The organism is Rhodococcus chondri, assembly GCF_036327435.1.
In the GTDB taxonomy this organism is placed as follows: Bacteria; Actinomycetota; Actinomycetes; order Mycobacteriales; family Mycobacteriaceae; genus Rhodococcus; species Rhodococcus chondri.
Genome location: NZ_JAUZMZ010000160.1, coordinates 1 through 10,307 on the forward strand (window position 1 = coordinate 1; position 10,307 = coordinate 10,307).

Annotated in this window: 12 protein-coding genes; 3 read left to right on the forward strand and 9 right to left on the reverse strand. The window is 68.2% G+C overall.

The features are described from left to right. Together Q8814_RS21065 and priA are read right to left on the reverse strand one after the other, a co-directional pair. A partial coding sequence (locus Q8814_RS21065; protein WP_330153944.1) for an inositol monophosphatase family protein occupies positions 1–266 on the reverse strand: 266 nt, incomplete at its 3' end. A gap of 4 nt (positions 267–270) precedes the next feature. Next, positions 271–1,005 (reverse strand): bifunctional 1-(5-phosphoribosyl)-5-((5-phosphoribosylamino)methylideneamino)imidazole-4-carboxamide isomerase/phosphoribosylanthranilate isomerase PriA, encoded by a 735-nt coding sequence (priA, locus tag Q8814_RS21070; protein ID WP_330153945.1) that lies wholly within the window; start codon positions 1,003–1,005, stop codon positions 271–273. Positions 1,006–1,324: 319 nt separating this feature from the next. Here priA and Q8814_RS21075 point away from each other — a divergent pair, with 319 nt between their 5' ends. Beyond that, positions 1,325–2,383, forward strand: a complete 1,059-nt coding sequence (locus Q8814_RS21075; RefSeq protein WP_330153946.1) for a lipid II:glycine glycyltransferase FemX — start codon at positions 1,325–1,327, stop codon at positions 2,381–2,383. A 45-nt stretch (positions 2,384–2,428) separates the two neighbouring features. Here Q8814_RS21075 and Q8814_RS21080 read toward each other — a convergent pair whose 3' ends face one another. The 7 genes from Q8814_RS21080 to hisD are packed head-to-tail and all read right to left on the reverse strand — an operon-like array spanning position 2,429 to position 7,732. After that, positions 2,429–2,674, reverse strand: a complete 246-nt coding sequence (locus Q8814_RS21080; protein ID WP_330153947.1) for a hypothetical protein — start codon at positions 2,672–2,674, stop codon at positions 2,429–2,431. Then, a complete protein-coding gene (hisH, locus tag Q8814_RS21085) occupies positions 2,671–3,306 on the reverse strand; it encodes an imidazole glycerol phosphate synthase subunit HisH (RefSeq protein ID WP_330153948.1) in 636 nt (211 codons plus the stop codon). Before hisH ends, Q8814_RS21080 begins: the two co-directional genes overlap by 4 nt. A gap of 10 nt (positions 3,307–3,316) precedes the next feature. Next, complete coding sequence (locus Q8814_RS21090) at positions 3,317–4,489, reverse strand: MFS transporter (RefSeq protein WP_330153949.1); 1,173 nt, start codon at positions 4,487–4,489, stop codon at positions 3,317–3,319. Between the two features lies 1 nt (position 4,490). Further along, on the reverse strand, positions 4,491–4,646 hold the full coding sequence (locus Q8814_RS21095; protein ID WP_330153950.1) for a hypothetical protein: 156 nt from the start codon (positions 4,644–4,646) through the stop codon (positions 4,491–4,493). Positions 4,647–4,650: 4 nt separating this feature from the next. Continuing rightward, positions 4,651–5,283, reverse strand: a complete 633-nt coding sequence (gene hisB, locus Q8814_RS21100; RefSeq protein ID WP_330153951.1) for an imidazoleglycerol-phosphate dehydratase HisB — start codon at positions 5,281–5,283, stop codon at positions 4,651–4,653. Then, complete coding sequence (locus Q8814_RS21105) at positions 5,280–6,413, reverse strand: histidinol-phosphate transaminase (RefSeq protein WP_330153952.1); 1,134 nt, start codon at positions 6,411–6,413, stop codon at positions 5,280–5,282. Before Q8814_RS21105 ends, hisB begins: the two co-directional genes overlap by 4 nt. Beyond that, positions 6,410–7,732, reverse strand: a complete 1,323-nt coding sequence (gene hisD / locus Q8814_RS21110) for a histidinol dehydrogenase (RefSeq protein ID WP_330153953.1) — start codon at positions 7,730–7,732, stop codon at positions 6,410–6,412. The genes Q8814_RS21105 and hisD overlap by 4 nt, the downstream gene beginning before the upstream one ends. 121 nt (positions 7,733–7,853) lie before the next feature. Between hisD and Q8814_RS21115 the strand changes: the two genes are divergently transcribed. Both Q8814_RS21115 and Q8814_RS21120 read left to right on the forward strand, forming a co-directional pair. Then, on the forward strand, positions 7,854–8,243 hold the full coding sequence (locus tag Q8814_RS21115) for a helix-turn-helix domain-containing protein (RefSeq protein ID WP_330153954.1): 390 nt from the start codon (positions 7,854–7,856) through the stop codon (positions 8,241–8,243). Positions 8,244–8,416: 173 nt separating this feature from the next. Next, a complete protein-coding gene (locus tag Q8814_RS21120; protein WP_330153955.1) occupies positions 8,417–10,105 on the forward strand; it encodes a PHA/PHB synthase family protein in 1,689 nt (562 codons plus the stop codon). Positions 10,106–10,307 lie beyond the last annotated feature (202 nt).

The window sequence follows — 10,307 nt, forward strand, 5'->3', positions numbered from 1 at the left end:
CCGTCGATGGGATCGAGCAGCCACACCGCGCCCTCCCCGGCCGCCGGTCCCCCGAACTCTTCGCCGTGCACGGCGACACCCGTGCGATCGGACAGCTCCGCGGAGATACGTCGTTCGAGTTCGAGATCGAAATCGGTGGCGAAGTCGTTGGGGCCCTTGTCGACGGAACGCGGAGCGCCGTGACCGGCAACGAACATTTCCACCGCGTCGTCGAGCACCTCGCTCGCTACGGCGAGCAGACGTGGCAGGTCGGTGGCGTCGGTCATGAACTCAGCGGGACACCGCGTCGAGCGCCTCGGTCAGGGTGAACCGGCCGGCGTACAGCGCCTTGCCGATGATCGCGCCCTCGACACCTTCGCCGACGAGCGACGCGATCGCCCGCAGATCGTCGATCGTGGACACGCCGCCGGATGCGACGACGGGTGCGTCGGTCGCCGCGCACACGTCGCGCAGCAGCTCGAGATTCGGCCCGGTGAGGGTGCCGTCCTTGGTGACATCGGTGACGACGTATCGCGAGCAGCCCTCCTGGTTCAGCCGCTCGAGAACCTCCCACAGGTCGCCGCCGTCGGACACCCAGCCACGGCCGCGCAGCCGCCACTCGCCGTCGATGAGCTTGACGTCGAGACCGACGGCGATGCGCTCGCCGTACTCCGCGATCGCCCGGGCGCACCACTCGGGGTTCTCGATGGCAGCGGTGCCGAGGTTGACGCGGGCGCACCCGGTGGCGAGCGCGGCAGCCAGAGTGCCGTCGTCGCGGATCCCGCCGGACAATTCCACCTTCACGTCCAGTTCACCGATGACGCGAGCGAGGAGTTCGCGGTTGTCGCCACGGCCGAACGCAGCATCGAGGTCGACGAGATGTACCCACTCGGCACCGGCGTTCTGCCACTCGAGGGCGGCATCGCGCGGCGACCCGTAGCCGGTTTCGCTACCCGCCTCTCCCTGTACGAGGCGAACTGCTTCACCGTTGGCAACATCGACTGCGGGCAAAAGGACCAGGCTCACTGCGACCACATTAGTGCCTGCGGTCTCCGACACGGAAAACGCCCGCGCACTTCCTGCGGTCACCGACGTCGGACTACCGATCCACCCGCCGCTCGGGACGCCCTCGGGCCGTGAAGCCGGGCCCCGAGTGCACTCCGCCCCTGTAGTCACCCTGCGCGGCCGTAACGTTCCGGATCCTTGTCCGATTTGCGAAGAGAAACGTCTACACCACCCGTGGTCGACACGGTCGTCGTGATGATGCGGAGGTCGCAGCCTGATGCAAACCCGACAAGTCCTGAACCCGATCCGAGACCGAACGAGCACTGCCCGTCCGGCAGCCGTGAGGTTCGCGAATGCGGACAAGATCGCCCGGTGGGACGACTTCATCGAAGCCAATCCTGCCGCCGGAGCGGTATGGCAGGGCCGCAAGTATGCCGAGCACGAACGCGCACTCGGGTTCATCCCCATCTACCTGTTCGTCGGCGACCTCGCCTGCATGGTCCTCGAGCGGCGCATCCCACTGTTGGGGCGAACGTGGCATCTTCCGGGGGCCCCGCGCGTCGTCGACATCGAATCGGCGTTTGCCGTGGCATCGGCGCTGGCCCCGTTCGCGGCCGCACAGGGCGTGGCCACCGTGCGGATCGAGCCCCGGGTCCCTGATGACGCGTCCGCCCGGTATCTCCTGCACGCTGCGGGTTATCGACAGGTCCAAGTGTGGGCGCCACGGCACACCGTCATCGTCGACCTCGGCGGCACCGAGGAACAGGTGCTGGCCCGCTTCGGGCAACGCGCCCGCCGGTGGATCGGGCGAGCAGCGCGCGACGGCGTCGCGGTCGAACGCGTCGAGGCGACCGAGGAGAACTGCCGCAACTTCTACGAGCTGTTCGCGGCAACCGCCGACCGGCGGTTCCCGATCCGCTCTTTCGAGCACGTGCACAGCCTCTACTCCCGCCTGCAGAAGGCAGGGAACGGACAGTTGTTCATTGCGCGCCTCGGCGACGAGGTCGTCGCGGGTGCCTTCGTGATGCGAGTGGGTGGGGAGGCGATGTACCTGAACGGGGCGTCGATTCGAAAGGAAGCGGGTCTTTCCGGCGAGAACGGACTCGGCGCGCACGGTGTCGGACACGCGGTGCAGTGGGAGGCCATGCGATGGGCGCGCGAGGTCGGCGCCGTGCGATACGACTTCGGCGGCACTCCTCTGTCGGCGCAGGCCGACGACCCGGCGCACCCCCTGTGCGGTGTCGGTCAGTTCAAATTGAGCTTCTGCAAGTCCATCGTCGACTACATCGGAACGTACGACGTGCCGGCGCGGCCGATCCGGTCGCGCCTGCTGTACGAGTACGAACGAATGATCCTGGCGGCCGCCGAATCTCCTACGTTCCGCCGATTCGTGTCCTGACCGAAGTGCGGTTCGGTCCGTGTGTGTCGCCGGTCACGGAAGGCCCTACTCCTGCCGCCCGTCGCGCCCGAAAGCGCGGCGAGTGGTGCGCACCGACACGAATCCCATCGCGGCGATCGCAGCTACCACTCCGAGGAGAGCGATGGCGAGACCGACGCCGGGCGCGGGCTTCAGGACCACGATGACGACGGTGACCACCGCGAGGACCGCCGCGGCGGCGCCGAGTGAGCTCAGCGCGAGTCGGCCCAGCGAGAAATCCTCGCCCGGCTCGTCGCCGCCGCGTCGGGTCACAACGAGTTCACCCAGTTCCGCAGCAGGTGCGCGCCGGCGTCGCCGGACTTCTCCGGGTGGAACTGGGTGGCCGACAGCGGGCCGTTCTCCACCGCCGCGAGGAATCGTCCGCCGTGCTGCGCCCACGTCAGCTTGGGAGCGGCGATTCGCTCCGGTTCCGGCAGTTCCCATTTCTGGGCCGCGTACGTGTGCACGAAGTAGAAGCGTGTGTCCGCGTCCATGCCAGCGAACAGCACCGAGTCCGGCGGAGTCTCGACGGTGTTCCACCCCATGTGCGGAAGCACCGGGGCGTCGAGCCGCTCGACGATGCCGGGCCACTCGCCGCACCCTTCGGTCTCGATGCCGTGCTCGACACCGCGCTCGAAGAGGATCTGCATGCCGACGCAGATGCCCAGCACGGGGCGGCTTCCTGCCAGGCGGGTGCCGATGATCTTCTCGCCACCGACCTGGCGCAGGCCTCTCATGCAGGCGTCGAAGGCACCGACCCCCGGAACCACCAGGCCGTCCGCGGCGAGCGCCACCTGCGGATCCGAGGTGACCTCGACCTGCGCGCCGGTGCGAGCGAGGGCTCTCGCCGCGGAATGCAGGTTACCGGAGCCGTAGTCGAGGACTGCGATGTTGGTTGCGCTCATGGCGTCGATTCTATGCGGCGGTGGGTGGTCGCTCCGGTGGCCCCGCGAGGCGGGCCAGCAGCGGCAGAGTGGGAACGAGCACCGCGGCGATCGCGAACGCTGCCGGGTAACCTGCCGATGCCGCGATCGCTCCGAGAGCGAACGAACCTGCGCCGGTCCCTGCATCGAAGCCGATGTTCCACGCGGCGCTCGCCGACCCGATGTGCTCGGACCCCGCGCGACGGAACGCGATGAGTAACGCCTCGTTCTGCACGATCCCGAAACCGAGCCCGAAACAGATTGCGGCGCCGATCAGTACGGCGGCGCCGGCGCGGCCGTCGGCCACGAGCGCGAACGGCACCATCGCGACGCCGGCGAGCCCCAGTCCGACCGGCAGCATCCGACCGGCACCGAACCTGTCCGCCAGTGCGCCCGCTCCGAACCGGCCGACGAGAGTGGACGCGCTGAGCATCGCCAGCGCAGCAGGAACGGGCAGGTCGACGACGGCGATCCGCAGGAGCGAGGTCAGGCCGCCGTACGCGATCGCGCCGGCGCCGACCGCCACGGTCGGCAGCAGCAACACGACGAACGGCAGCCGCGCGGCAGGCCTGCCGGATCGCGGTTCGAGGCGCGGCAACCGCGCCGCGGCGATCAGCCCGGCCGACGACACGATCGCGCCGAGCACGAACACCGGTGTGGTCGAGAACCGTTCGGCCAGGGCAAGGCCTGTGGGCAATCCGATCATCTGGGACGCGGCGATCGAGATCCCGAGCATGCCCGTGGCCCGCCCGAGAAGCCGCGCGGGCGCGAGTTCGCCGACGAGCGCGGCGGCGGCCACCGTGATCATTCCGAATCCGATACCCCGCAACCCCGAGATCCCCAGAGCTGCTGCGGGTTCCATGGAGATCAGGAACAGCAGAGAGGGCGGCCCCAGAAACAGGCAGCCCGCCGCGAGAGTCGCACGATGACCGAACCTCCGGAGAAGTCGCGGCATCGCGATCTGCGTGAGCACGGTGGTGAACATGAACACCGCGGTGACCGAACCTGCAAGAGTGTCGCTCCCGCCCTCTTCCGCAACGGCCCACGGCACCACGGGCAACAGCAGCGAGAAGCCGCCGAACGCCGCCGCGGAGGTCGACCACGCCGCGGCGAGGCCCCGGACACCGAACAGGGTCGGACGGTCCGTCGGGTCGGGTTCCCTCACGTCAGAGCAGCCTGAGGACGCCCGCTACCACCGCGAGAACACACAGCGCAAGCAGAACGCCCGCGAACAGCGTGTTGCGTGCCTTCCACATCGACCAGGTGCCACCTGCGGCGATGCCGGCGGCGATGAAGCACAGGTAGGTGATGACGACATCCATGGAACTACAGGGCGCCCTTGGTGGACGGAATTCCGCTCACCCGAGGATCGGGTTCCGCGGCTTCACGCAGTGCGCGCGCGACAGCCTTGAACTCCGCCTCGGTGATGTGGTGCGGATCGCGCCCGTAGAGCACCCGGACGTGCAGGGCGATGCGCGCGTGGAACGCGAACGACTCGAACACGTGCCGGTTGATCACCGTGGAGTACGGCACGCCCGGGTAACCGCCGATGACCGAGTGCACCATGTACTCGGGTTCACCGGTGAACACGCAGTACGGCCGGCCGGAGACGTCCACCGACGCGTGCGCGAGCGTTTCGTCCATGGGAATGAAGCAGTCGCCGAAGCGGCGGATGCCGCGCTTGTCGCCGAGCGCCTGATTGAATGCCTGACCCAGCACGATCGCGGTGTCCTCGACGGTGTGGTGGGCTTCGATCTCGATGTCGCCCTGGGCCTGCACCGTCAGGTCGAAGCTGCCGTGCTGACCGAGCGCGGTGAGCATGTGATCGTAGAACGGGATGCCCGTAGCGATCTCGGTGCGTCCGGTGCCGTCGAGGTTGAGCTCGACGGTGATCGACGATTCCCTCGTAGTGCGTTCGACCCGGGCGGTGCGATCGTTCGTGTTGATGCGGTCGCTCATCGGGTTGCCTCGATTTCCGTAGCGGCGAGTTTCTCGCTGACTCGCAGCAGTTCGTCGTTTTCGTGTGCCAGGCCGATCGTGGTGCGCAGGTAGCCGGCGATGCCGACGTCCCGGATCAGGACGCCCTCGTCGAGATACCGCTGCCAGGTGGCGGCGGCGTCGACGAAGCGGCCGAACAGGATGAAGTTCGCATCCGACGGGATCACGTCGTAACCGAACCGGGCCAGGTCCGCGGCGACGCGGTCGCGCTGGGCGGCCAGTGCGGCCACCGACGCCAGAGTATCGTCGGCGTGCCGGAGCGCGGCCCGCGCGGCGGCCTGGGTGACCACCGACAGGTGGTACGGCAGCCGCACGAGCAGCAACGCGTCGATCATCGCGGGTGCGGCGGCGAGGTAACCGAGTCGGCCGCCGGCGAATGCGAACGCCTTGCTCATGGTGCGCGTGACGATGACCTTCGTCGCGTACTCGTCGATCAGGCCGAGGGCGCTGGGAACAGCCGAGAACTCGGCGTACGCCTCGTCGACGATCACGATGCCCGGCGCGACCTCGAGGATCGCGCGCAACTGGTCGAGCGGAATGCTGTGCCCGGTCGGGTTGTTGGGGCTCGTGACGAACACCACGTCGGGCCGCCGGTCGCGGATGGCCGCGACCGAGGCATCGACGTCGAGGGTGAAGTCGTCGCGGCGATAGGTGGGCAGCCACTCGGTTTGGGTGCCGTCGGCGATGATCGGGTGCATCGAGTACGACGGCACGAATCCCATTGCGCTGCGGCCCGGTCCGCCGAACGCCTGCAGGATCTGTTGCAGGATTTCGTTGGAACCGTTGGCCGCCCAGACGTTGTCGACACCGACGGTGACGCCGGTCTGACGCGTCAGGTAGGCGGCGAGGTCGGTGCGCAGCGCCACGGCGTCGCGATCCGGGTACCGGTGCAGCTGCGCGGCCGCGACACGGACGGATTCGGCGACGTCGTCCACGAGCGCCTGCGTCGGCGGGTGCGGATTCTCGTTGGTGTTGAGCTGCACGGGCACCGTCAGCTGCGGGGCGCCGTACGGCGACTTGCCCCGCAGATTCTCGCGCAGCGGCAGGTCGTCGAGTGTGATGCGGGAACCGGGCACCGTCGTGTCGGTCACCGGAGCGCCTCGAATCGCAGACGCACGGCTTCACCGTGTGCGGGCAGATCCTCGGCGTTCGCGAGGGTGATCACGTGACCGGACACATCCTTCAGCGCGGCCTCGGTGTATTCGACGACGTGGATGCCGCGCAGGAACGTCTGCACGCTCAACCCGGACTGGTGCCGGGCACAGCCCGCCGTGGGCAGCACGTGATTCGAGCCGGCGCAGTAGTCGCCGAGCGAGACCGGCGCCCACGGACCGACGAAGATCGCCCCGGCCGCACGGACGCGGGCAGCGACCGCGGACGCGTTCTCCGTCTGGATTTCGAGGTGTTCCGCCGCATAGGCGTTGACCACGTTCAAGCCCTGCTCGACGTCGTCGACCAGCACGATGCCCGACTGGCTTCCGGACAGCGCGGTGGTGACCCGCTCGCGGTGCTTGGTCAGTTCGAGCTGTGCGGCAAGCGCGGTGTCGACGGCATCGGCGAGTGCGGGGCTGGTGGTCACGAGGACGGACGCCGCCATGACGTCGTGCTCGGCCTGGCTGACGAGATCGGCGGCGACGTGCACGGCATCGGCCGTGTGGTCGGCGAGGATCGCGATCTCGGTGGGCCCGGCCTCGGCGTCGATGCCGACCACCGACCGGCACAGCCGTTTGGCGGCGGTGACGTAGATGTTGCCGGGGCCGGTGATCATGTCGACCGGGGCGAGTTCGGCGCCGTCGGTGTCGGTGCCGCCGTACGAGAGCAGCGCGATGCCCTGCCCGCCGCCGACCGCCCACACCTCCTCGACGCCGAGGAGCTTGGCCGCGGCGAGGATCGTCGGGTGCGGGAGACCACCGAAGTTCTTCTGCGGCGGCGACGCGATGACCAGGGATTCGACCTGGGCGGCCTGCGCGGGAACGACGTTCATCACCACCGAGGAGGGGTAGACGGCGTTGCCGCCCGGCACGTAGAGGCCGACACGATCGACGGGCACCCAGCGTTCGGTGACGGTGCCACCGGGGACGACTTCGGTGACCGTGTCGGTGCGACGCTGCTCGGCGTGAACCTTGCGGGTTCGTTCGATGGCGACCTCGAGGGCGGCGCGCACGGCGGGGTCGAGTTCGGTGAGGGCGCGGTCGAGTTCGGCCGGAGGGACCCGGACCGACGCGGGGCGCACGCCGTCGAACTTCTCGCAGTAGTCGAGGGCCGCCTCGGCGCCGCGATCGCGGATGTCGTCGACGACGGGACGGACCTGATGCAGCACCGCGTCCACATCCACTCCGCCGCGGGGCAGCGCGCCCCTCAGCTCCGCAGTGGTGGGGGTACGACCGCGCAGGTCGGTGCGGGCAAGCATGATGATGTCCTCTCTCGCCGAACAGGGATCGTCCCCCATTATCCGCGATGCGGACGGGTAGCTCGTCACCCGCTCCCCGGCGGCGCGTTTCTTCGACGTGCTCCGACCCTATGCTGGCCTCATGGACGAGGACGAGTCGCGCCCCGCAACCCTGGGCGAGCTGATCCGCCGGCAGCGTGAACTGGCGGAACTCCCGATGCGGCAACTGGCGTCGATGGTGGGTATCTCGAACCCGTATCTGTCGCAGATCGAGCGCAATCTGCGCGCACCGAGTGAGCGTGTGCTCAACGCGATCGCCGAGCAGCTGCATCTGTCCGCGGACACCCTGGCGTCACAGGTCACGCCGGACGGCGGGGACGATCCCGCCGTCGTGCGGGCCCTCCGGGAGGACCCCGATCTGACGAACGCGCAACGGCGCTCGCTCGAGGAGATGTATCACGCGTTCCGTGAGGTGACGGTGGCCAAGCGCCGACGTGGCGGGGGCGCGGAGCCCGGACCCTCTCCCGAGTGAGGACTCTCACAACGCGACGGATAGCGGATTTTCCTCACCCGCGCAGCAGGTCAGCGCGCTTTCCTTTGCGCGCGAGAAACGTGCACTGTGCATGTACCTTGCAGTAAGATGCGGACCCTCGAAGCGGCTGCCAGCCTGGTAGTGGATCATTCACCCAGTTCTGGAGTCGCTCGGTGCTCAACAATCTGCAGAAAAAGATCACTTCGTCGCTCGATCCGATCGGGTGGGGCCCGGCCGTTGCGTCCGTCGCCGGGCGCGCCGCGAAGAACCCGCGTGCCGTCGTCGGCGCGACAACGGACTATGCGAACCGCCTGGCCCACATTCCCGCCGCGGCGACGCGCGTGTGGAACGCCGATGATCCGCACGCCCCCGTGCCGGTGGATCCGAAGGACCGCAGGTTCTCCGAGGCCGCCTGGAAGGAGAACCCCGCCTACTTCTCTCTCCTTCAGAGTTACCTGGCCACGCGCGAATACGTCGAAGACCTGGCCGATGCGGGTTCCGGCAATGCGCTGCAGGACGGCAAGGCCCGGCAGTTCGCGAACCTCATGTTCGACGCGCTCGCCCCGTCGAACTTCCTGATCAACCCGGGGGTGCTCGTACGCGCGCTCGACACCGGTGGCGCAAGCCTGTGGCGCGGGGCGAAGTTCGCCGTCGACGACATGGTCAACCGGAAGGGCCTTCCGGTGAAGGTGGACCGGGGGGCATTCACGCTCGGCGAGAACATGGCCGCGACTGCGGGCAAGGTCGTGTACCGCAACGACCTGATCGAACTGATCCAGTACGAGCCGCAGACGCCGAAGGTCCACGAGATCCCGATCCTGGCGGCGCCGCCGTGGATCAACAAGTACTACATCCTCGATCTCGCGCCTGAGCGAAGCCTGATCGAATGGGCTGTGCAGCACGGCCGCACGGTGTTCGCGATCTCGTACCGCAACCCGGACGAGTCGATGCAGGACATCACAATGGACGACTACTACGAGCAGGGCATCGCGTCCGCGCTCGACGTGGTCGAGGAGATCACCGGCGTGTCGCAGATCGAGGTGCTCTCGATCTGCCTCGGTGGCGCGATGGCTGCGATGGCCGCGGCCCGGATGGGCAAGCTCGGCGACAAGCGGATCAGCGCGTTCACGATGCTCAACACGCTGCTCGATTACAGCGAGGTCGGAGAACTGTCGCTGCTCACCGATCCGGCAACTCTCGACCGCGTCGAGTACCGGATGAGCCGACAGGGCTTCCTGTCCGGTTCCGAGATGGCCGGCAGTTTCGACATGATCCGCGCGAAGGACCTGATCTTCAACTACTGGGTGTCGCGCTGGATGAAGGGCGAGAAGCCTGCCGTCTTCGACATCCTGGCGTGGAACGAGGACAGCACTCGGATGCCCGCCACGATGCACTCGCACTACCTGCGGTCGCTGTACGGACGCAACGAGCTCGCCGAGAAGAAGTACGTGCTCGACGGGGAACTGCTCGACCTGTCCGACATCACGTGCGACACGTACGTGGTGGGGGCGATCAACGACCACATCGTGCCGTGGACGTCGTCGTACCACGCGGTGAACCTGCTCGGCGGCAACGTGCGATACGTGCTGAGCAGCGGCGGGCACGTCGCAGGTGCGGTCAACCCTCCGAGCCCGAAGGCATGGTTCGAGGCGGTCGGCGCCCCCGACGCCGACGAGCCCGCCACCCTGCCCGCCGACCCCAAGGACTGGAAGGACACCGCGGTGCGCACCTCCGGCTCGTGGTGGGAGGACTGGACCGCGTGGTCGACCAAGCGCGCCGGCGCCCTGGTGGCTCCGCCGTCGATGGGCAACGACGACCATCCGGCGCTGTACGAGGCTCCGGGCACCTACATCTTCAGCTGAACCCCTTGCGTGTTAGCAATGATCCTGCTAACCTGCTAATAACGTCCTTCGCGGCGTTTCACCCCGCGCGGCGCTTCACTCGAGCGCCCTCCGAACGAAAGGGCAACATCATGACTGCTCCCGCCACCAAGCCCAACCCCCTCAAGACCAACGACGCTGCCGCCAAGGCCTCCGCTGCTGCCACCAAGGCTGCCACCGACGC

Bases quoted from the DNA above. Each gene is read 5' to 3' on its own strand.
- hisH (WP_330153948.1), bottom strand. From the start codon at position 3,306: ATGAGCGCAACCAACATCGCAGTCCTCGACTACGGCTCCGGTAACCTG.
- Q8814_RS21095 (WP_330153950.1), bottom strand. From the start codon at position 4,646: ATGGATGTCGTCATCACCTACCTGTGCTTCATCGCCGCCGGCATCGCC.
- hisB (WP_330153951.1), bottom strand. From the start codon at position 5,283: ATGAGCGACCGCATCAACACGAACGATCGCACCGCCCGGGTCGAACGC.
- hisD (WP_330153953.1), bottom strand. From the start codon at position 7,732: ATGCTTGCCCGCACCGACCTGCGCGGTCGTACCCCCACCACTGCGGAG.
- Q8814_RS21115 (WP_330153954.1), top strand. From the start codon at position 7,854: ATGGACGAGGACGAGTCGCGCCCCGCAACCCTGGGCGAGCTGATCCGC.